Source organism: Ohtaekwangia kribbensis (assembly GCF_042676245.1).
Classification (GTDB): domain Bacteria; phylum Bacteroidota; class Bacteroidia; order Cytophagales; family Cyclobacteriaceae; genus Ohtaekwangia; species Ohtaekwangia kribbensis.
This window is the reverse complement of record NZ_JBHTKA010000002.1, coordinates 201,401-224,599: the sequence shown is the minus strand read 5'-3', so window position 1 is coordinate 224,599 and position 23,199 is coordinate 201,401. Positions and strand designations below refer to the sequence as shown.

13 protein-coding genes are annotated in these 23,199 nt (G+C 45.3%); 11 read left to right on the top strand and 2 right to left on the bottom strand.

The window, feature by feature from the left end; genetic code table 11:
- The 3 genes from ACFQ21_RS10425 to ACFQ21_RS10415 form a co-directional block, all read left to right on the top strand.
- Positions 1–474, top strand: a 474-nt coding sequence (locus tag ACFQ21_RS10425) for a GH36 C-terminal domain-containing protein (RefSeq protein ID WP_377578671.1), incomplete at its 5' end; no start/stop codon positions are given.
- A gap of 123 nt (positions 475–597) precedes the next feature.
- Complete coding sequence (locus tag ACFQ21_RS10420; protein WP_377578669.1) at positions 598–2,901, top strand: T9SS type A sorting domain-containing protein; 2,304 nt, start codon at positions 598–600, stop codon at positions 2,899–2,901.
- Positions 2,902–2,998: 97 nt separating this feature from the next.
- Positions 2,999–4,018: a LacI family DNA-binding transcriptional regulator gene (locus tag ACFQ21_RS10415; protein ID WP_377578667.1), complete on the top strand. Its 1,020-nt coding sequence runs from the start codon at positions 2,999–3,001 to the stop codon at positions 4,016–4,018.
- A gap of 61 nt (positions 4,019–4,079) precedes the next feature.
- On the opposite strand, the gene ACFQ21_RS10410 is transcribed toward ACFQ21_RS10415, so the two are convergent.
- The gene (locus tag ACFQ21_RS10410; RefSeq protein ID WP_377578665.1) at positions 4,080–7,424 is read right to left on the bottom strand and encodes a DUF5107 domain-containing protein; all 3,345 of its coding nucleotides are present in this window, start codon (positions 7,422–7,424) and stop codon (positions 4,080–4,082) included.
- 86 nt (positions 7,425–7,510) lie between these two features.
- Between ACFQ21_RS10410 and ACFQ21_RS10405 the strand changes: the two genes are divergently transcribed.
- The 8 genes from ACFQ21_RS10405 (at position 7,511) to ACFQ21_RS10370 (ending at position 22,499) form a co-directional block, all read left to right on the top strand.
- On the top strand, positions 7,511–8,392 hold the full coding sequence (locus tag ACFQ21_RS10405) for an AraC family transcriptional regulator (RefSeq protein WP_377578663.1): 882 nt from the start codon (positions 7,511–7,513) through the stop codon (positions 8,390–8,392).
- A gap of 135 nt (positions 8,393–8,527) precedes the next feature.
- Positions 8,528–9,859, top strand: coding sequence for a sugar porter family MFS transporter (locus tag ACFQ21_RS10400; protein WP_377578661.1), 1,332 nt, complete (start codon positions 8,528–8,530; stop codon positions 9,857–9,859).
- 122 nt (positions 9,860–9,981) lie between these two features.
- Entirely contained in the window at positions 9,982–12,333 is a 2,352-nt protein-coding gene (locus ACFQ21_RS10395) for a glycoside hydrolase family 95 protein (RefSeq protein ID WP_377578659.1), read from the top strand.
- A 1-nt stretch (position 12,334) separates the two neighbouring features.
- Positions 12,335–13,387, top strand: coding sequence for an aldose epimerase family protein (locus tag ACFQ21_RS10390; RefSeq protein ID WP_377578657.1), 1,053 nt, complete (start codon positions 12,335–12,337; stop codon positions 13,385–13,387).
- 15 nt (positions 13,388–13,402) lie between these two features.
- Positions 13,403–15,610 carry a glycoside hydrolase family 97 catalytic domain-containing protein gene (locus tag ACFQ21_RS10385; RefSeq protein ID WP_377578655.1) on the top strand — a complete coding sequence of 736 codons (2,208 nt, stop codon included), beginning with the start codon at positions 13,403–13,405 and terminating at the stop codon, positions 15,608–15,610.
- A gap of 10 nt (positions 15,611–15,620) precedes the next feature.
- Positions 15,621–17,552: a sialate O-acetylesterase gene (locus tag ACFQ21_RS10380; protein ID WP_377578653.1), complete on the top strand. Its 1,932-nt coding sequence runs from the start codon at positions 15,621–15,623 to the stop codon at positions 17,550–17,552.
- A 401-nt stretch (positions 17,553–17,953) separates the two neighbouring features.
- The gene (locus tag ACFQ21_RS10375; RefSeq protein ID WP_377578651.1) at positions 17,954–20,941 is read left to right on the top strand and encodes an MBG domain-containing protein; all 2,988 of its coding nucleotides are present in this window, start codon (positions 17,954–17,956) and stop codon (positions 20,939–20,941) included.
- A 169-nt stretch (positions 20,942–21,110) separates the two neighbouring features.
- Positions 21,111–22,499, top strand: coding sequence for a glycoside hydrolase family 76 protein (locus tag ACFQ21_RS10370; protein WP_377578649.1), 1,389 nt, complete (start codon positions 21,111–21,113; stop codon positions 22,497–22,499).
- A 144-nt stretch (positions 22,500–22,643) separates the two neighbouring features.
- Here ACFQ21_RS10370 and ACFQ21_RS10365 read toward each other — a convergent pair whose 3' ends face one another.
- Positions 22,644–23,000 carry a DUF4180 domain-containing protein gene (locus tag ACFQ21_RS10365; protein ID WP_377578647.1) on the bottom strand — a complete coding sequence of 119 codons (357 nt, stop codon included), beginning with the start codon at positions 22,998–23,000 and terminating at the stop codon, positions 22,644–22,646.
- Between the last annotated feature and the right edge of the window lie 199 nt (positions 23,001–23,199).

The following is a 23,199-nucleotide window of genomic DNA, read 5'->3' as shown; positions in this document are numbered from 1 at the left end:
GGCAAGCAGCCTTTGAAGTTCAGAGTAGATGTTGCAATGATGGGTAAACTTGGCTTTGACATCGTAGTGCATGATCTGCCGGAGAAAGATCTGAAGTTCTGCCAGGAGGCTATACAAAATTACAACGCACTCAAGCCTGTTATATGGGAGGGCGATCTGTATCGTTTGGCTGATCCGAAAGAGCAAAGTATAGCATCTTTACTATATGTGCAGAACGACAAGCGAAAGGCTGTGCTGTTCAACTACCTGGTGAAGAACCGCTATGGTGAAGGCAGCATACTTCCGGTAAAACTGAAGGGTCTGGACGCAGGCAAGCGCTATAAAATACGGGAGACGAATCTATATCCCGGCACACAATCGTCAATCAATCCGGAGCAGATCTATTCCGGAGATTTCCTGATGAAAGTCGGTTTTAATCCCGATGTTAACAATGCAAGAAAAAGCGTAGTGCTGGTGATCGAAGAAGTTCGCTAGGTAAATATTTACCGGAGAAGCATGATTCAGATATAAAAGCAATATCTGCATGGAAGCTTTTTATCCGGATTACGCAGGAAGAGATATAGTTTAAAATAAAATGATGTAAAAATGCTTGTAACAATGAAGCCACAGAAACGAAACTATAGATATACCGGCCTGATAGGCCTGTTCATGATTGTTATGCTTTCGTCTGTTTCGGTAACAGCACAGACGCTCACATTCGGAGCAAACAGTAAACTGGTATATAATGTACAAACCGGTACAGCGAATGTATCCGTTCAGGACAACATAATTGTCTCAAATGCTTATGCAGTCGTAGTGAGCGGGGGAGTGACACTCAATAGCAAGAGCTATACGTTACGCACCGTAACAACAAAAGATACAACGGATGCCTTTGGTACCGGTAAGAAAATGAAGGTTACGTTAACAGCGGCAGGTTTACCTGAGATGCAGCAGATCTTTTATGCGTATGAAGGAAAGAATTACCTGCTTACCGAAGTGATCGTACGCGGTGCCAACATCAGCACCAATTATATGGCGCCATTTGTATCGGAGCAGGTAAATATACAGGCGACCGGGGATAACCGGGTTTTGTTTGTTCCGTTTGACAACGATACGTTTATACGCTATCAATCAAAATCACTAAGCTCAACGCTTACCAATACAAGTTCAGAGGTAACGGCCTACTATGAAAATAATAGTCGTGCAGGTTTGATAGTTGGTTCTGTAGAGCACATGGTTTGGAAGACTGGTGTGCGTACAACGGGTACCAATAATGTATTAAGTGAATTAACGGTGTGGGGTGGTTATGCTGAGAAGAATGTAACGCGCGATGGTATAGCACACGGTACACTGTCTGGTGATTCTGTTAAATCGCCGAAGGTATTTATAGGTGTATATGATGACTGGCGCACCGGATTGGATGACTATGGTAAGGCAAATGCTATCGCAGAACCAAGGTATATATTTGATTGGACAAACCCGGTTCCGTTTGGATGGAATAGTTGGGGCGCTATACAAGACAAGCTGAATCTTGATAAAGCCAAGGCTGTGGCGCAGTTCTTCTCTGCGAGCCTGCCGAAATTCAGAAATGGTGAGACAGCCTATATCGATCTCGATTCGTATTGGGACAATATGGTGAGCGGTGGTATTGAAGGTGATTTTACACAACTGATTGCCTTTGTAAATTATTGCAAGGAACGCGGACTGAAACCCGGTATATATTGGGCGCCTTTTGTGGATTGGGGAAAGACCAGCAGATCCGTAGAAGGAACCAATGGTGCCTATAATTACCAGGATGTATGGACCAAAGTAAACGGTGCCTATCATGACCTGGATGGTGCGCGTGCCATGGACCCGACACACCCCGCAACACAGAAACGCATTGAGTTACTCATCAATAAATTCAAAGCGTGTGGATTTGAAATGATCAAGATTGACTTCATCGGGCACGCTGCGATTGAAGCGGATGATTTTTATGATCCAACCGTAACTACCGGGATGCAGGCGTTCCGTAAAGGAATGGAATACCTCGTTGATAAACTGGACAGTAAAATGCTGGTATATGTAGCGATATCACCGAGCCTGGCAACGGGCCGCTATGCGCATTCGCGAAGAATTGCCTGCGATGCGTATTCAGATATAGGTGCAACCGAATATACTCTGAACAGCACAACGTATGGCTGGTGGCAAACGCATATCTATAATTTCATAGATGCCGATCATTTGGTGTTCAGCAACAAATCACTGGGGGAGAACCGTGCGCGTTTAGCTTCCGGTGTAATTAATGGGACCTTGATCACGGGTGATGATTTTGCCACAACAGGACAATGGACTGATCGTGCGAAAGATCTGTTACAGAAAGAAGATATACTGACCATTGCCAAAAATGGTGTAGCCTTCACACCCATAGAGGGTAATGCTGCCCAGAGCGCCAGTGAAGCGTTCGTCAATAAAATCGGTGACACCTATTATGTAGCGGTGATAAACTATGGCGAGCAGAAAGCAATGGACCTCAGTCTTGCACGACTGGGTATACCGGCAGGTGATTATACGATACGGGAGTTATTCAGAAATATGCCGCAGGCGCTAACGGGGTCTTCATTGAAAATAACGGCTCCTGCAAGAGACGCTTTTATTTTCAGATTTACCCCGGGCACCGTTACATCTTCGGAGCCTGAAGCGGGCAATGATACTACTGTGCTCTATCCCAACCCGACAAACGATGTGGTGAAGATCAGAAATGAAAAGACCATTCGTTCATGCAGACTGCTGGCTTCTAATGGAGATGTTCTGTTGGAAAAGAAGAATCTGAAGGTACGTGAATATGAATTGAAACTGGCAGCTTACGCCAAAGGTATATACTTTATCTCGGTCGTAAATGCTGATGGCAACAGCCGGATATTTAAAGTGGTGAAGGAATAAATTCCGGGGTTCGTTGTACGGCACTACCGGGTCTACGCCTGGTGGTGCTTACTTATTTTGAAATATAGGTTTGGTTTCGTGTTGATTTGATGATGATATGAAAAATGCACAGGTAACGATTCGGGATTTAGCACTAAAGCTTGGCGTTTCCATTTCTACTGTGTCGCGTGCGTTGCGCAATGCTTCGAATGTAGATCCTGAGAAAAAGAAACATGTACTGGAGCTCGCGGAGAAGTTACACTATCAACCCAATCGTGTTGCACAGAATCTGCGCATCAAGCGAACCAATACCCTGGGGGTTGTGGTGCCGCAGATCAATCTGCATTTTTTCTCTTCGGTGATCAGCGGTATACAGGAGTATGCAGCGACCCACAACTACGGTGTGATGATCTGTCAGTCGCTGGAGTCGCTGGAGATAGAGCAGTCCAATATACAAATGCTGGTTGCGAACCGTGTCGATGGACTTCTGATATCGTTATCCAGTGAGACGGATTCGTACGATCACTTGCAGGCATTGCTGGACAAGCGCATACCGGTGGTGTTGTTTGATCGCGTTACGGAGTCGGTACACGCCAACAAAGTAATTGTCGATGATCATGATGGCGCTTCAAAAGCTACAGAATACCTCATACAGACCGGTTGCCGAAATATAGCCTATATAGGAGGGCCGGAACATCTGTATATCAGCAACCAGCGCCTCAAAGGATACACCGATGCTCTTCAGCGAAACGGTATAGCTCTCGATGATGATTTTGTCTTTCACTGCCACGATTTAAAAAATGATGTAATGAGTGCGGCTGATCAGTTACTCTCCGGTAATAAGCGGCCCGATGCTATACTTTGTCTCAACGACCCGGTAGCCATACAGGTCATGCAAGTATTCAAGAGCAGGAACATTCGTATACCGGATGATATATCGATTATCGGTTTTACCGATGAGCCGGTTTCACAATTTATTGAACCTTCACTCACCACCGTGTCTCAGCCAGCTGACGAAATCGGTCGTGTAGCCGCTGCGTTGTTTCTCGAGCAGATGGACCAGAAGGACGACTTCAAACCGGTTACGAAAGTGCTGGCTACCGAGCTTTTAATTCGGAACTCTACCCGAATTATATAGGCAAAAATAAAGGCAACCATAAATAGTCACCTTTATAAGCTGCTGAAACTATACGGTATATTTACGAGACCAATAAAGGTTGTGTAATCATGTTTCGGTGAATAAAGGCACCGAGGTGATTTACATCATGCGTTAGCACAAAGTCAAAATTCTTTTCAGCATCATGTACCTGGTCGTGGTTTAATCCAAGGTATCCCAGTGCCATCAGGTAATGACAATGTACTTTATTTCGCAGGTTCAGGTCTTGATCAAAAACCAGCAGATCGGGTAGCGATACAGCAAAGTAGTCAATCTTGATGGTGTCGTTCAGATGTTGTTTGCCAAATGAAATCAACCGGTTAAATATAGCTTGTGCTTTTTCCGGTTGTCCGAGTTTATTCCAGGCTAGTCCCTGGTAAAAGATCTTATCCGGTTGTTGATCGTTGTAGTAAATGGCTTGCACCGGTTCGCTTAGCCCTACCGTTGCTTTTTCGAAGAATGTTTTGGCTTTTGCTATATTTCCGGACAATTGCAAGGCACAGCCCGTCAGGTGGAATATATCGTTTTCTTGCGCACCATAGAGTTTTCCTTCACCCAGGTTATACGGGTAATTTTGTGCGCGCTCCAGGTAATCGAGTGCCTGTCCGGCTTGTCCTTCAGCGATAGCTGCTTTAGCAAGTTCCAGCAGGCATACCAGGTATTGTCCTACAACTTTGCCTTCTCCACCTTCCCACGGGTGAAACTTGCGCGAGGAGATCAATGCCAATGCTTTCGCATGATCGCCCGTTAGATTATAGAGCGTAATTCGTTCCAGGTATAGATCATCACGACTTTCTGTGAGCGCTATATATTGTTCGAGCAAAGCCAGTCGTTCCGAATGAGACTTGTTCAGCTTTTTATAAAGCTGATCGAGTTCCATCAGTACACGCGCATCCGTTGTATCGAGCGAAAACGCTTTCTCCAGACTTTGCAATGCTGCAGATGCATCAGAGCGCTTGTTATGATATGCTAACGCCAGGTTACGGTGTACAGTCGGGAAGGAGGGATCGAGATTCCTCGACTGTTCCCATGCAACTATAGCGTCACTATATTGACGATTCGCATACCAGAAATTACCGAGGTAATACGGAGCTTTTGCATCGGCACCATGACGTACGATTGCAGCCTGTAACGCAACGGCTTCCTCAATGCGGTTCGGGAAACAATAGTCTGCTTTAGATTGTGCTGCACGTTGATAGTAACTATTGGCCACTTTTAAATCACCATTCTTCGTTTCAAAGTATCCCAGCAGGTAATATACAATCGGGTATACGTCCCGGTTCGTATCGAGGCTTGCAAGCAGGCTTCCTGCTTCTGAATAAAGACCTGCGTGTGCATAGTCGAGTGCATACTCGATATAGTTGTGTACATAGTGTCTTGCTATTTTATGTACATGTTGCAGGCGTTCATCCGCTTTATCTTTCTGCGTCAGTGCAGTATATAGAAGGTGTTGTTCATATATACATCCTACATTGAACTTATCCAGCAGGAGAGATTCTTCTGCCAGTTGCAACGCTTCGGTTACACGATTCAGTTTTCGCAGGATAACGGTCTTGAGGTGTCGCGCTACCGCACTGTTATAATTTCGGTTGAGTGATTTATTCATCAGGTCGAGCGCTTCTTCAAAATTGTTCCTGCGACAGGCTATACGCGCCAGGTTTAAATACGCAGCATCCTGCCAGGCTACATTCCAGGTACATTTATACCAGGCATCAAAGGCTTCATCGTAACGCTCAAGGTAATTGAGACATAACCCAAGGTTAAAGTAAGGCTCACCGTCATACGGATTCGGATTGCGTTCCGTGAGTGTTTGAATGGCCGTGTTAAAATACTTTTCTGCTTCGCTGAATTTAGCGCGCTTCAATAGCCAGAGGCCCATTGCATTGTTGCAGCGTGCATCACCGGGCTCGCGTCTCAGGGCTTCCCGGTAATAATCGGTAGCTTTAAATGTAGCGTGGCGATATTGTTCGATATGCAAACCGGTCAGAAACAGTTGTTCTGTACTTGTAATTGCAGCAGGCTCAAGTGCAGGTTTTGCCGAGGCAGGTATATCTTTTGTTTTAGCAGCTTCGGGTTGATATTGCACGAGTATATTTCCTGCCGCACTTACTAACAAGACTTTCAGTTTCTCGGGTTGATTGATCTCTTTGGTTATAACATTGCTGTACGGTGTCTCCGGAGCAATGGAAATATAGTCTGTCCAGATTTCTTGCTCGTTGTACAATAGAATTACACGCGCCTGTTGATGCGATGCAGTAGTGTATAGTTTTATATCGATGGTACTTCCGCTGATCTCCAGATTAACAAAAGCATCTTTGGTAGCATTCTTTACAACCCCCAGCTCGCTATAGGGCATGAAGTATTGTGTAAAGGTTCGCTCTTCAAACGGCTGTATCCATGAGAAGTCCGGTTGATTGTCCGTAAATACACCTGTCATCAGTTCGATATAGGGACCGTCTTCATCGGTAAGATTTCTGTCCCAAGCAAAACCGAATTCACCTTTGCCCCACGTCCATTGTTTTTTGCCGGGCGATACATGATGATTGGCAACGTGTAATAAACCGCCTTTCGTGTCGTGCTCATACCCGCCCATGAAATCATATTTAGACTTGATAGCCATATAGGACGTGGGCACCGGTATATTTTTATAGCGCGATATATCTACACCTTTCGAGTAATCAACTTTATAGTATATGCCTTTCGCGATTGGAAATTCAGATACATCGCGTTTACCATGGTCAAACACAGCGTTTACATCAGGAGGAAATACCGATTGGTAGTCATCATTTACCTTTACGGCCGGGTTAGCCCACCACAGAAATGTCTGCGGGAAAGGCGTGCGGTTATATAGTTTTGCGTTGATCTCCAGGTAAGCTTTATCCGGATATAGTCTGAAGCCAGCCATTCCTTTTGTCCGGAACATACGCTCCACTTCACTGACCCAAATGGTTCTGCTGCCATCGCTATGTTCTTCAATAGTATAATCGATCGGATCAAATGTACTCGGACGGTGATGTTGCGGCCAGTTGAATTCTATACCACCGGAGATCCACGGACCTGTTAGCCCGACAAGTGCAGGTTTGATCACCTGGTTATAGTATATAAAGTGACGATTCCGGATTTTATCAAAGGCCATTTGAATTCTTCCACCCAGTTCCGGCAGAATCATGATTTTGAGATAGGCGTTCTCGAGAAACAACGCGTGGTATACTTTGTCTTCTTTATCATCCAGTATCTTTTCAATTACCGGGTGCGGATATACAACGCCACTGCTTCCCTGGTAGACTCTGTTTTCCAGGAAGATTGGATTTTTTTCTGGTTTACCGATCCCATAGGTGGGAATAGTGATTTTCTCTTCCCAAACTTGTACACGACTGTTGGTTCCCATTAAAACGATTGTTTTTTGTAAAAGTAGAATGCTTGGAATTATGCTTCGATGGACTAATTTTCGCTTTTGATGGACAATGTTATGGTATGAATTCAATTCGTAAACAGGAAGGATTCGAAGGACAAAAGGCAATTGTGCTCCCCAAAAAGATACTCGAGGTATGTCAGCATACAGCGCCTGTCAATGCGTTGTTCATAACGGATGTGGGCTTCTATCCGCGGGCCCAATATCATTATCGGGAAAGACCTTCGGGTATATCGCAGAATATTCTCATCTATTGTATAGAAGGAAAGGGCTGGCTTGAAATTCCGGCAGGACGCTTTGAAGTCAATCCCAATCACTACCTCATCATTCCGGCAAACATGGCACACAAATATGGTGCAGATGAAGAAAATCCATGGACTATATATTGGATGCACTTCAAGGGATCACAAAGTATATATTTTTCATCGGTACTGTCCAAACAGGCAAAGAGTTTTGTGAACTATACAATCTTCCTGGAAGAACGCATTCGCGTGTTTGATTCCATGTATAAAAACCTGGAAGGTGGCTATAGTCTGGATAACCTCCTTTATTCCAGCATAAGCTTTCAGTATTTTCTCGCCTCGTTGTCGTTCGCAGACAAATTCACGTCCGGGCTACACGCAGAGAAAGACCAGGTGGATGTTTCCATTACATATATGCAGGACCACCTGGATAAATCATTGACACTTGAGCAGTTGGCAGCATCGGTAAATTTATCGGTGTCGCATTACTCCAGTATATTCAGAAAGAAGACAGGCTATTCGCCCATTATATATTTCAATCATTTAAAAATCCAGCGCGCGTGTCAATACCTGTTGTTCACGACCCTGCGCATCAACGAGATTGCATTGAAGCTGGGCATCGAAGATCCGTACTATTTTTCGAGGTTATTCACCAAAATAATGGGGGTTTCTCCGATGGAATACCGGAGTAAAAAAGAGTAGTCAAAGCTCTATTTTCCATAGAAAAAATGAAAACTGCCGCGGGTTGGAGGAATCATAAGAAAGTCCATCATTATCGTTCAATTCTCCATTCAAACGGTTGAATTTTCATTACAGATTTGTAGAAACGATTTCTGAATGGCGAATAAATCCTATATCCTGTTAATCAGTCTCATTGCAGCCTTTGGCGGTTTGTTGTTCGGATTCGACATCGCCATTTTCTCGGGTACCATTCCTTTTATACAACCGTACTATAATCTCACAGAAGCTGAACTAGGCTGGACCGGCAGTTCGCTATATGTAGGATGCATCATAGGTACATTGATCACCGGATACTGCGCGGATCGCTTCGGAAGAAAATTTCCGTTGATCATAGCGTCTGGTATATTTATGCTCTCATCTGTTTTCATGGGGTGGGCGAGTAGTTATAGCATGCTCATTCTCTGGCGTATTATTGCCGGTATAGGTGTCGGTGCTGCCTCCATGCTTTCGCCTCTATATATAGCGGAAGTAAGCCCCGCCCCGATACGCGGACGCATGGTTTCGGTTAATCAACTCACTGTAGTGATCGGAATTTTACTCGCATACTTCTCCAATTACCTGCTGGCAGATTTCGAGAACAACTGGCGTTGGATGTTTACGTCAGGAGCTATACCTGCCGTGGTATTTTTTGTAAGCGTATTCCTTGTGCCGGAAAGTCCGCGATGGCTTATCAATAAAAAACGGATCGATGATGCGCGGGTGGTTTTACAAAAACTGAACGGCAGCGAGCGCGAAGTAGAAGAAGAGATTCGTGGTATTCAAACCCGGATGAGTAATGATGTGAAAGGTAAACTTACGGATTTGATTCGTCCGGGTATAACATTTATTGTGATGCTTGGCATTGCCATGGCCGTCTTCCAACAGATCTCGGGAGCGAACGCTATATTCTTCTACGCGCCTATCATTTTTGAGAAGGCCGGCATGAATGTACAGGATCAGCTTTTTCAGCAGATCATGATCGGAGCGATCAACCTCATCTTTACCCTTGTCGCCATGCAGCTTGTAGATAAACTCGGGCGCAAGAAACTCATGCTGGCCGGTTCATCGCTTATGGCGCTATGGTTGTTACTGGTTGGTATTTGCTACTACTTTAACATTTTTGAAGGATATATACTTACCTTCTTTGTACTGGCCTTTATAGCAACGTATGCTGCTACGCTCGCACCGGTAACATGGGTGTTGATCTCCGAGATATTTCCTTCGAAGATCAGGGGGATAGCTGTATCTGTAGCAACGTGTAGTCTGTGGGTTGCGTGCTTTGCGCTGGCGTATGGCTTCCCGGTACTGATCGAATTACTGGATGCACCGCAGACGTTCTTCCTGTTCTCCGGTATATGCTTTATATACTTTATCATCCTGCTGAAATTTGCTCCGGAAACAAAGGGCAAAACCCTGGAACAATTCGAAACCGAAATCATTCGTCACTGATTCATCAAAATAACGATGTCACGAACGATGGTCACTGTTTCAATCTATCCTAAAAATGCAGAATTTTTGCACGCGTGTTGTAAACGCAACTTCGATCAAACTAACTAATCTGCATGCAAAAAATGAAACGAACGTTTTTAGTGTCACTGGCAAGCTGTATCGTGTTTCTCGGCACAACGTGTGGCTATGCGCAAACCCTGAAGTTATGGTATGACAAACCGGCTGCGATGTGGGAGGCGACTCTTCCCCTTGGAAACGGCCGGTTGGGAATGATGCCCGATGGTGGAGTTCATAAAGAAACCATTGTACTCAACGATATCACTCTCTGGTCGGGTTCACCGCAGGATGCTAACAAATATACCGCACACGAACATTTACCCGCTATTCGAAGTTTGCTGATGCAGGGTAAGAATGATGAAGCAGAGGCACTCATCAACAAATCATTTGTGTGCGAGGGCGAAGGCTCGGGGAGAGGTAGCGGTGCCAATGTCCCTTTCGGTTGTTACCAGGTGCTTGGCAACTTGCAGGTGGAGTTTAGCTACAACGGGTCGGGTACACGCGAACCTGCGTTTACAAACTATAACCGAAACCTGTCACTCAACGATGCGCTCGCCAGCACTTCGTTTACCGTAAACAATATAGCCTATACCCGCGAGTACTTTACCAGTTTCGCTGATGATGTGGACGTAGTGAAATTTACTGCTGGAAAAAAAGGAGCTCTTACCGGGACCATTTCATTAGATCGTCCGGAGCGATTCATAACATCGGTGTACAAAGATGTACTGCGTATGTCCGGACAACTCAACAATGGAACGGATGGTAAAGGCATGCGTTACGAAGTTCTTGTTAAGCCGGTTGTGAAAGATGGTACGATAACATTAACCGACAAATCGATTGTTGTGAAAGGTGCTACGGAAATTATACTATATATAGCGGCTGCCACGGATTTCAGAAATGCGGGTTTCCAGGAGCAAAATGCAGAAACGTTGAAGCGTGCGACCGGTAAACCCTATACCACGCTGAAGAAAGAACATATAGTTAATTATAGGAAATTATTCGATCGTGTAAGTGTTGATCTCGGTGCGAGTGTCAATGAAAAATTACCAACGGATAAACGACTCGAAGCATTCTATAAAAATCCGGAGAATGATAACGGTATACCCGTGTTATTTTACCAGTTTGGTCGCTACCTCACCATTAGTAGTACACGCGTTGGATTACTTCCTCCAAACTTACAAGGACTCTGGGCGAACCAGGTACAGACTCCGTGGAATGGTGATTACCACTTGGATGTTAATGTACAAATGAACCACTGGCCGGTAGAAGTGTCCAATCTGTCTGAACTGAATTTGCCGCTGGCTGATCTTGTGAGCGGCATGGTTCCTTCGGGTGAACGAACTGCGAAGGCATACTATAATGCAGAAGGCTGGGTTGCGCACGTGATCACGAATATATGGGGCTATACCGAGCCGGGTGAAGATGCTTCGTGGGGATCAACAACGTCAGGCTCCGGCTGGCTGTGCAATAATTTGTGGGAACACTATGCGTTCACAAAAGATATAGCCTATCTCAAACAAATATACCCTATACTTAAAGGTTCTGCACAATTCTATAGCAGTGTACTGGTAGAAGAGCCGAAGCACCAATGGCTCGTAACAGCACCCTCAGTATCACCGGAGAATTCATTTGTGATGCCAAGTGGTAAACATGTAAATGTATGCATGGGGCCAACCATCGATAACCAGATCACGCGTGAGCTCTTTACTAATGTTATTACTGCGAGTGAATTACTGAACACTGACGCTGAGTTCAGGGAAGCACTTCGTAAAAAACTATTGAAGCTGCCTCCTGCAGGACAGATTGCTTCGGATGGAAGACTCATGGAATGGCTTGAAGAATATCCGGAAGCTGATAAGAAGCATCGCCACATTTCTCATCTCTACGGACTATATCCGGCATCGCTCATTACACCGGATCGTACACCAGCTTTTGCAGAAGCTTGCAGAAAAACACTTGAAGTGCGCGGTGATGATAGCCCGGGATGGTCAAAGGCCTATAAGCTTTTGTTCTGGGCAAGATTACGCGAAGGCAATCGTGCCTATAAACTTTTGAGAGAATTGTTACTGCCTACTTATGATACGCACATCAACTACGGTGGCGGTGGTGGTACCTATCCGAATATGTTATCAGCAGGACCTCCGTTCCAGATCGATGGAAACTTCGGTGGTACAGCGGGTATAGCAGAGATGCTCTTGCAGAGTCATGATGGCTACATAGAATTTATACCCGCTATACCAGATGCCTGGAAAAAGTCAGGCAGAGTTACCGGACTGAAAGCACGTGGTAATTTTATCGCAGACTTCGAATGGAAGGACGGAGTGATTACAAACTACAAAGTTGCTTCTGCAAAACCTGAAAAAGTAAAGATCAAAATCGCAGGAAAGGTACAGGAGATAATATCTCAGAAGCAATAACATGGAGACAGAACATCTTGCTAAAAATATATCCCGTGTCTCATGGGGAAGTCATGCCGGTAAAGATGTATACCTGTTTCGGTTAGTAAATGCAGAAGGTTCGTATGTAGAGTTAACCAATTATGGTGCGACTCTCGTCTCTGTGGTTGTGCCGGATACAAAGGGTGTTAAAGAGAATGTTGTATTGGGATTTCCTTTGCTGGAGGGTTACCTGTGCGATCAATGCTATATAGGCAGTACAGTCGGCCGGTTTGCTAATCGGATCGGTGGTGCACAGTTTACGCTGAGCGGCAAGGCATATACATTGGATCGAAACGATTACCAAAATACCAATCACGGCGGCTATCAGGGATTTCACGCACAGGTTTTTGATTACACGCTGCAGGACAACGGTATAACATTTACACTTTCCAGTGCAGATGGTGAAGGAGGCTTTCCGGGGAATGTCCAATTGAGAGTAAGCTATACCTGGAACGATGATCAGCAATTGCAGATTGGTTACGAAGCCACTACGGATCAGACAACCGTGTTGAATTTTACCAATCACGCGTATTTCAATCTTTCCGCGTGTCGCTATACAATTCTCGATCACCGGTTGCAGATCGATTCGTCTTCTATACTGGAGACAACCAGTTCGTATATACCGACCGGTGCGATTCTGCCGGCCGGTAAATATTCCTTTGAAGACGAAACGCGATTAGGTGACAAGATTGTCCCAAATGTTGATAACAGGCAGGGACTGAATCACTACTATATCTTCCGTGACAATAACCAAAAGGATATTATAAGGTGCCGCCTGAGCGATCCTGAAAGCGGACGCGTGCTGGAAGTATATACTTCGTATCCCGGAGTGCAGGTATATAGCGGAGATTTTCTGTCGGGTATTTCACAGACACATCATGCGAATGCCTATAAGCCGTTTGAAGGTATATGCCTGGAGTGTCAGTATTTTCCGGATAGTCCTAACCATGCGCATTTTCCTTCCACCGTATTGAATCCTGGCGAGCGCTACGAACAGAAAATTATATACCAGTTCAGCGTGGCTACAGTGTAGATTAATTGTAAAACTATGAATATACAAAGATGTTTTCGTTCCCTGTTGATACTTATAGGTCTGTATACGGGCCATGCAAGTGCACAGGAATATACCGTTACATCGCCCAATGGGTTGCTAAAGATAAACGTGCATGTGGGCACTGATGTTAAGTATGATGTGGTACTCCGCAGCGAGCAGCTTGTGGCACCATCGCTCATATCACTGACACTGAGCAATGGAATATCTCCGGGTAAGAATGGAACAGTTCAATCTACAAGTACCCGCAGTGTTAACGAAACCATCACGCGTCCCTATGGAAAATCGACTACGGTTACGGATCATTTTAATGAGCTCACGGTAAATTTTACCGGACAATATGCCTTGATCTTCCGTGCGTATGACGAGGGCGTTGCGTATCGCTTTGTTACTTCCATGTCTGGCGATGTCAATGTGCTGTCGGAGGAAGCTTCGTTTAATTTTACTTCCGTGCCGAGTGTTGTATTCCCGGAAGCTGATCCGCAAATGCGTTCGTGGGAGCGCGCCTATTCAACCTATACTTCACTCGCAGCTATAGCCACCAGTAAATTTTCAGTTACACCAACATTGTTCTCCTATGAACAAACCGGTATACGCCTGGTGATTGCCGAGGCAGATCTGTTTGATTATCCTGGTATGTACCTGGAACGAAATGGACAGAATGGAGTGAAAGGTAAATGGGCGCAATATCCTAAAACGGTTTCCGATCCGGATGATGTATATGCTTACCACCGCGTGCTGACTCGCGAAGATTATCTCGCCAAAACAAAAGGTACCCGAACGTATCCGTGGCGTGTCGTTATTGTCTCACAAAAAGATGTTGATCTCCTGAACAACGAGCTCATCTTCAAACTTGCCACGCCTTCTGTCATCAGCAATACTTCGTGGATCAAGCCCGGTAAATCTGCGTGGGAGTGGTGGCATGATGCTATTCTGGAGACAACGCTCTTCCCGTCAGGGCTCAACAACCTCAGCCTGCAACTCTATAAATTCTATATCGACTTTGCAGCCGAAAACAAACTGGAGTATATCACCATGGATGCAGGCTGGAACATGAGCTATGCAACGCAGGTATGCCAGTATGCCGCGAGTAAAAATGTAAAAGTCATTGTGTGGGACTTCATTAATCTTCCCGTGGTTAATCCTGCAAGACTTGCGCAGTTCAAGACTATGGGAGCTGCCGGTGTAAAGATCGATTTGATTGAACGCGATGACCAGGTTGCCATCAACTGGTTCGAACAACTGGCAAAGGCATGTGCCGAACAGGAGCTTATAGTCCTCTTTCACGGATGCGGAAAACCCACAGGCTTGCAACGTACCTATCCGAACATTTTGAACATGGAAGCCGTACGCGGTGCCGAGTGTGCCAAGTGGGATGATACACCGAATGCGGACTATCATTTGCAATTTCCGTTCATCCGCATGTTAGCCGGACCGTTGGATTATACTCCGGGCTCGATGCGTAATGTACACCGTTCACAATTTACACCGATCCCTACCGGTATACCCAATACGATGGGGACACGTTCGCATGAGTTGGCGATGTATGTTATATTCGACCAACCCCTGGGCTACCTGTGCGATTCTCCGACCGAGTACAGAAAGTATATTAACGTTACAAAGTTCCTGTCAGCAGTACCCACTACATGGGACAAGACTATACCGCTCGAAGCCATGCTGGGTGAGTATGCTGTTGTGGCACGACAGCGCGGAGACGAATGGTATGTAGGCGCCATGACGAATCATGAAGGAAGGAATATTGAAATTGATTTTGCCTTTCTGCCCGATGGCGTTGAACGGATGGCGGAGATCCTGCGCGACAATGATCAGTCGGATACCAATGCCAAAGCGTATACCCAGGAGGTTGTTACCGTTAACAACCAGAGTAAATTGAATTTCCGGCTGTCTCCCGAAGGAGGACTGGTGATCCGCATTCGTGATCTAGTAACCGGTACATCGGAAGGAGAGAAGCCACGCAATTTCAAGGTCTCACAGAATACACAGCATACCGAATTGACGGTAGAGTCATCAGAGAGCCTGAATACAATTTATATAATTGATATGTCAGGACGTGTTCAATATCAAAAAGAGATTGTACCTTCACAGCGCCCGGTAAAGATCGATATAGCAGGCATGGCCAGCGGACTATATGTAGCATACGGCACCAGCGCATCGAACTTCTACCACGCTAAATTTATAAAGTAACTTTTTTGCTGTGAAAACAACCCGTACTACATTTTCTTTACGCACCCGCATCTTTGTTGCTTTTGTATTATCCTGTATAGTGTTCTCCCTTCATGCCGAGATCACGCTTCCGAAAATATTTTCCGATAATATGGTGCTGCAGCGTAACGAACCGATTCGTGTATGGGGCTGGGCAAAAGCATCAGAGTCTGTTACCGTTACGTTCAATGGTGCGACTGCCAAGACAAAGGCCGACAAGAATGGTAGTTGGACAGTTTCATTGAAGGCCATGCCGCACGGTGGTCCGTACGAACTGGTTGTGAAAGGAAAGAATACCATCACGCTTCGAAATATACTGATAGGAGATGTATGGGTTGGAAGTGGACAGTCCAATATGGAATGGACCATTAAAGATACCAACCATGCCAGAGAGGAGATCGCGAATGCCAATCATCCGCAGATACGATTGTTTACCGTTCCGAAAGCGATGAGCTTTGATGCTCAGAAAGATCTTGCCGGTGGACAGTGGCAGGAATGTACTCCGAATACACTCGGAGATTTTTCGGCTGTAGCCTATTTCTTTGGACGCAAACTGAATGCAGATCTGAATATACCGATTGGACTTGTGAACAGCTCCTGGGGTGGAACCAACATTCAAACCTGGATGAGTTGGGACATCATGTCGGGTAAAGATGAATACAAGAAACTTGATATGGCAGCGCTTCGTGAAGCTGCGAAAGGGGTGCCGGAGAAGCAGCGTAAATTTGCAGACGCTGTCGCGAATGAAAAAGGTAAACTTGAAAAATGGTATGAGTCAGCCAATACGGATGGCTGGAAGAAAATAACACTGCCGAAACTATGGGAACAAACCGAGATCGGTGATGCTGATGGTATCGTATGGTTCAGAAAAGAATTTACGGTAAGTGCTGAAGATATAGGTAAAGCAGCGGTACTTCACCTCGGGCCCATTGATGATGCAGACGAAACGTACCTCAATGGAAAACAGGTAGGAGGTATGAACGGCTGGAATATCGATCGCCATTATACAATAGCAGGTAATGTACTGCAACCCGGAAAAAATGTATTGACCGTAAAGGTATACGATGGTGCCGGTGGTGGCGGTATATATGGCGCTTCGGAAAAGTTGAATCTCGAAGTGAATAATAAGCACATTGACCTTACCGGTGAGTGGCAGTATAAAATTTCTGTACTCAACACACAGTATGGACTTCAGGCTACCGGGCCGAATGCATATCCTTCACAACTATACAACGCGATGATCGCACCGATTATACCGATGCCGATCAAAGGCGTGATCTGGTACCAGGGTGAAGCCAACACCTGGGAAGCAGCCAGATATCAGAAACTGTTTCCCGAGTTGATCAACAACTGGCGCACCAAGTGGAATAAGCAATTCCCATTCTTCTGGGTGCAGCTTGCTAACTTTATGGCTCCTGATTCTCTTCCTGTCTCAAGTGACTGGGCGGCTCTTCGCGAAGCACAGAGTATGACGTTATCCGTTCCTGCTACCGGGCAAGCCGTTATCATCGATATCGGCGAGGCTAATGATATACATCCGCGCAACAAGCAGGATGTAGGTTTGAGACTTGCATTATCTGCGCTTAAAGTGGCGTATAACCAGAACGTTGTGTCCTCCGGACCGGTATATAAATCCATGCAGAAGGTTGATAACAAACTAGTGCTTACGTTCGAAAATACCGGCAGCGGCCTTCAGGTTAAAGATAAATACGGCTACCTCAAAGCCTTTGCTATAGCAGGAGAAGATCAGAAATTTGCCTGGGCTAAGGCGTATGTGGAAGGTAATAACGTAATCGTATACCACCCGGATATAAAGAACCCGGTAGCGGTTCGCTATGCCTGGGGGAATAACCCTGATGACGCGAACCTGTACAACAAGGAAGGACTTCCTGCATCTCCTTTCCGCACCGATAACTGGAAATAATGGCCTGAACTAATATTGGTTTCGACTATATTTTTCAGGGATTGCGATTCAGGACAATTTGGACAGATGGGCTATGGATGACATTTTTAGCCCCATTATCGATGTTTTCTGGTGTGAATGTTTAGACGTGTACATATGTCGTTGCATGCTGGCGTTTGTTACGAAAGGTCTTACTTGTTCTATTCGGAAACCATGAGACACTACTGTCCATATCAGGACATGTAAGTTTTGCCGTATATCTACGGCCTGAAGATGCTGGCGACATGGAGAATTACTTTTACATTTGAACCATATTCGTCTAAACCTCTGCAGTAAAGTTATCCCCGAAGAGTCAGAGAAATTGCGAGCAGAATGATAGCTACCAGGTTAGATTGAACTATAGCTCGGATACTTAGCCCCCTATGAAAAATATATCTGTTCGACTGATTATAGTCGTTCTGTTCTTAACCGCCTATAGCGCCACCGCTCAGGAATGGCAATGGCTTAGAAAAATTGGTTTTGGTAATTCGTATGATCAGTGTTCGGTACTGAGTGCCGCTACGGATGACAACGGGAATACATACGTTACAGGCTGGTTTATGGGCAGGCTGGTGCTGGGCGATAAAACCTATAGCGGTTCCTTCAATTCATACGAGCAATACTTTGTAGCCAAGTTTGATAACGCTGGTAATGTAGTATGGTCCAATGCCATTACACCCACAAGCAGTGAACTGAATGTATATACCATCTTCGTGGATAAAGACGGTAATACCTATGTAACCGGTGCCATGAGTAATGCATATAGCTATAGCACCGGCAAGGTAAACTTTGGCAATGGAGAATCGCTGGCGTTGGATTGGACAGGGAGTACGCCTAGTTCAAAATTCATTTGCAGGTATTCGCCTGCCGGTACGGTTGCCATGAAGAAATTTTATACCGGTTATAGTGATGAGTATGGTCATACGCTACAGGTAAACCAGGAGGGGAATATTTTTGTAATCGGCAAATTGCTGGATACCTATGCGAATACCTCCAACACATATAACGATAACGATACTGTGCGATGCTATGATGCTTCGGGACAATTGCAGTGGAAGAATAAATATGCATATAAACCCGAAGGAGCCAATTCAGGCAACATACAGCTTCTTACCGATAAAGAGAATCTATGGATCGTGAGCCAATGGGACAAACCACAGCAGATAACATTCGCGGGTGAGACACATTCTATAGGAGTATACGAAACGTTTCTGACGGAATATGATCGCACCACCGGAGCACTGCTTACGGTAAGGTCTGCCAGGACGCAGCTTACGTATTTGAGTTCGAAACTATTGATCAGGAACAGAAAGCTATATGTGCTGGGATCATTTGAGTATCTGTATAGTCCATCCATTACTTTCGGTAGCATCGAGGTAAAGAGTACGAAACCGAATGACACGTACTATTATGGAGAAGAAGGTTTCCTGGCTAAAATGGATATAACCTCCGGTGAATATAGCTGGGCAAGATTGATGACAGCCTTTGATGATGAGTACACACTGAACGTGAGCGCCAGGGAAAATATATATGTGGGACTGGGTGGTAATGGCATCAACGCACTGCGCTATGTACATAAAATAGATGCGTCCGGTGCAACCGAGTGGACACAGAATTCACATGCCTTCATTCATGACCATGTATATTTAGGTGTCGATAAAAATGACAACGTATATGCTACCGGTTGGGTGTCCAACGGAGGCACCGCCAGATTTGGCAGCCTGACGTTTGACTATAACAATGAAGTTGGTTTTATCGCGAAGCTGCAGAACGTTACTGCGGGACTCACGGGTATATCATTGAGTTCAGGAACCTTGTCACCGACATTCAATTCAACTACGTTGCAGTATACAGCAACGGTAACGAATGCCACGTCATCAATAACGGTTACACCGGTTGCGAAAGAAGCAGGTTCTGTTGTAAAAGTAAATGGGACTGAAGTAACCAGTGGTTCCGCATCCACACCGATAGCACTCCAGGTCGGTAGTAATAGCATTGTGATTGATGTAACCGCAGAGAATGGCAGTACGCGAAAGTATACCGTTACCGTAACCCGCGAGAATGGTGCACCAGTTATAACGCCACCGGGCAACAAAGTTGTTGATGAAGGCACTGCTATAACTTTTGCAATTCAGGCTATGGATCCGGATGCCGGTCAGGAGCTGACCTATTCGCTTGAGCAGGGTCCGGCTTATGCATATATAGACTTTACTTCCGGTTTATTCAGCTGGTGGCCGATGGAAGAACATGGTCCCGGAAGCTATGATGTGAAGGTACGTGTAACAGATAATGGCACGCCTTCAAAATATAGCGAGGTATCATTTGTTGTTGAAGTAACCGAAGTGAATACAGCTCCGATATTAGCACCGCTTATGATGATTGGCAATTCAGGAGGATGTGGTACGTCCTATAGCATTCATGCTTCTGCGTTCGATCTGGATACGCCGGCAGATCAGATTACATATTCACTGCAAGGCATTGTGCCGGCAGGTGCTATATTTGATCCTGAACACGGAGATTTCTGGTGGATACCTGGACCAGGACAGGAAGGACAATACCAGATCACCATTCGTGCTACCGATTCAGGTTCGCCTGCGCTATACGATGAAGAGTCAATCATACTCACTGTAAGTCCGTTGGCAGCCCCTGTGCCTTCGGGCGACTGGCTTTCTGTGGTTCCGTTTAATGAGACTGCTACGTTTTCAGTTGAATCCATGCCGCAGGCCTATAGCTATAGGTGGTCTGTTCCGGAAGGATTTGAAATTGTAGAAGGTAATAATACTTCCAGCATCCGTGTTAAAGCAACAAACGGTACAGCGCAGGGTTCTATTGAAGTACGTGGCGAAAATGGCTGCGGTGAGGGTATGGCATTAATCAAACCGATCATGTCCCAGAAAGCATCTGCAACGGTAACCCTATCTTCACTGGAACAAACCTTTACCGGTGAAGCTAAATCGATCGTGGTATCAACGGAGCCGGAAGGTTTGCCGGTGGAGATCCTGTACAACGGTTCGGCTACTGTTCCCAGTGCGGCCGGTGAATACAGCGTTACGGCCACGGTGCAGGATGATAACTATGAAGGACAAGCCACCGGCATCCTCATCATTAACACCATAACCGCGATTGGCGATGGCATCGAAAAGAGTATAACGTTATCTCCGAATCCAACCAATGGAGAGACCACACTGGCATTCGCGAAAAAATACAATGCCGATATAGTTGTTACGGATGCCTACGGACGCGTTATTCATCAGGGCACAGCGAGAGGCACGTACAAGCTGAATCTCGAAGATCACGCACCCGGTATATATATCGTACAAATCCTTTCCCCAGACGAAGCAACACTCACCTTAAAACTAATGAAATACTAGCGTTTATATTTAGTTTACGCTTACGTTGCCCCAACACGGGCTTCTCGCGGTGAGTAAGAGACATGATCCCCAAGCGCACGCTCGAAGTGACGTTAATTTACTGCGATATTTAGGAATATACCGACCAACCCTGTCTTAAGACGAAAAGCCTTTAACAATCATTCATTCTATGGAGAAAAGGAAAAGTACCGGACGGAGGCATCACGCGTATGTATTTTACTTCCTGTTATTAATAGCGAGCTATCAGAGTTTTTCGCAGCATTCCATCTATACGCCAGTAGCCGATGCGTTGCAAGCCAACACGCACCGCACATTTCTATCATCTGACGGCAAATACTACCTGCACAACAATGCAGGCAATACATTCTTCAATTATTGGTGGCAGGCACACGGTATGGATGTTCTGCTCGATGCGTATCTGCGCACGCGAAACGATGTATATAAGCAGCGAATGAAAAACCTGTTGCTGGGTACAAAAGATAAAAATGGAGGACTATATCCAACCCATTATTACGATGACATGGCCTGGCTTGCCATTGCCAGTTTACGTGCTTACCAGAATACAAATGATGCCGAGTATATGACTGCCCTGCAGGCACTCTGGCAGGATATGAAGACAGGACAACATGCCGGGCGAGGCGGTGCGTTGCAATGGAACAAGGATGCACCGCATTCGTTCAATGCCTGCACCAACGGGCCGGCTATCATTTTTGCTACACGACTCTATCGCATAAATGGAAATGCCCAGGACCTGCAAACGGCGAAAGATATATACACCTGGATGAAGGGTGCGTTAATCGATCCGGTGAACGGAGCGGTTTGGGACAGTTATAATGATTCAACAAATCACACCAATAAAGACTGGATATTCTCTTATAACGTAGGGACTTGGATCGGTGCGGGACTCGAACTATATAAAGTCACAGGAGAACAGGTATATCTCGATGATGCCGTGAAAACCGCCGAGTATGCCATGACCAATCGTTTATATAACGGTGTACTATGGGCTAATGAGACCGGTGATGGTGATGGCGGTCTGTTCAAAGGTATATTTCTGCGATACCTGGATCAGTTGGCACGCGAAGGAAATATACCACCTGCAACACGCGATCGGTATATAAACGCTTTGAAGTCGACAGCCCAGAAGGTAAACACAGTAGCTATCAATAAAACCAACTGGCTTGTAAATAAAGACTGGAACGTAACAGCCGAAACAGTTACGGACTACTCCACGCAACTCAGTGGCATCATGATAATGGAGTTAGCTTCCAATTTTGATAAAGCGTTTTTCTTCAAAGACTATAATTACGGAGGCTATACGGCAGCACTCGTCCCCGGTAGATATACCAAAGCGCAATTGAATGCGATGGGTATCCTCGATAATGACATCAGTTCTTTGACGGTACCCAAGGGCTATACAGTAACGGTATATGTAAACGATAATTTCTCAGGGACAAGCACAACCTTTACCGCCAACACCAGCTATGTAGGTGCCTCCTGGAATGATACTATATCTTCGCTGGTAATCAGTGCTGCAGCTACACCATTACACAAGTAAAGGCCAATGGTAGGCAGGTTGGCTTCAACGTACGAAGCGTTATTAGTCGATACTATGTCAAGTTTGTTTGAGTAAACCTACCAATGGGTAAATTTTCGGAAATGCCATTGGCCGCGCTATAGATGGCCAATGACATTTTTTTGTTTATTGGCTTAACCGGTTCAGTGCATCTTCAACGGTGCTGGTAAATACAACACGGTTTGATTTATTACTCTCATAAATAAAGGCGTGCAGACTTTTGCTTTCATAGATCGAGAAGTCTCCAACAATACCGAGGTGTAAAACATAATTGCTTACTTTTTGCAATATATCACCGGCAAGTCCGCTTCGCAGGTCGAAGAAGGATTCGTGCAGGTTCTCTTTGATAAGTATAACTTTATCAGAAGGCAGGTTGAGCATGAGCTGCAGAAATTGCTGTGGTGTCTCAATTATCAGTGCGTTGTCCTGTATCTCAACAATCTCCTTGTTTCGAATGGTGTGTACTTTAAATGCAGTTGTCATACTAAAATTGGATATGGACTGTAGTTGTATAGTTATAAAAAAAGCCCCGGTATAACTCCGGGGCTTTTTGATTACTGTCGTGCTGCGATATATAGTTATCCCCCGTGAAATATAGAGCAATCATCACACGCTGTTAAACAGGTGTGTGCGATCGCAGGATATATACAGGGATTTGTCTTCATGATCTCCGTTATAATAC

Bases quoted from the DNA above. Each gene is read 5' to 3' on its own strand.
- ACFQ21_RS10420 (WP_377578669.1), top strand. From the start codon at position 598: ATGAAGCCACAGAAACGAAACTATAGATATACCGGCCTGATAGGCCTG.
- ACFQ21_RS10415 (WP_377578667.1), top strand. From the start codon at position 2,999: ATGAAAAATGCACAGGTAACGATTCGGGATTTAGCACTAAAGCTTGGC.
- ACFQ21_RS10410 (WP_377578665.1), bottom strand. From the start codon at position 7,424: ATGGGAACCAACAGTCGTGTACAAGTTTGGGAAGAGAAAATCACTATT.
- ACFQ21_RS10405 (WP_377578663.1), top strand. From the start codon at position 7,511: ATGAATTCAATTCGTAAACAGGAAGGATTCGAAGGACAAAAGGCAATT.
- ACFQ21_RS10400 (WP_377578661.1), top strand. From the start codon at position 8,528: ATGGCGAATAAATCCTATATCCTGTTAATCAGTCTCATTGCAGCCTTT.
- ACFQ21_RS10395 (WP_377578659.1), top strand. From the start codon at position 9,982: ATGAAACGAACGTTTTTAGTGTCACTGGCAAGCTGTATCGTGTTTCTC.
- ACFQ21_RS10390 (WP_377578657.1), top strand. From the start codon at position 12,335: ATGGAGACAGAACATCTTGCTAAAAATATATCCCGTGTCTCATGGGGA.
- ACFQ21_RS10385 (WP_377578655.1), top strand. From the start codon at position 13,403: ATGAATATACAAAGATGTTTTCGTTCCCTGTTGATACTTATAGGTCTG.
- ACFQ21_RS10375 (WP_377578651.1), top strand. From the start codon at position 17,954: ATGAAAAATATATCTGTTCGACTGATTATAGTCGTTCTGTTCTTAACC.
- ACFQ21_RS10370 (WP_377578649.1), top strand. From the start codon at position 21,111: ATGGAGAAAAGGAAAAGTACCGGACGGAGGCATCACGCGTATGTATTT.
- ACFQ21_RS10365 (WP_377578647.1), bottom strand. From the start codon at position 23,000: ATGACAACTGCATTTAAAGTACACACCATTCGAAACAAGGAGATTGTT.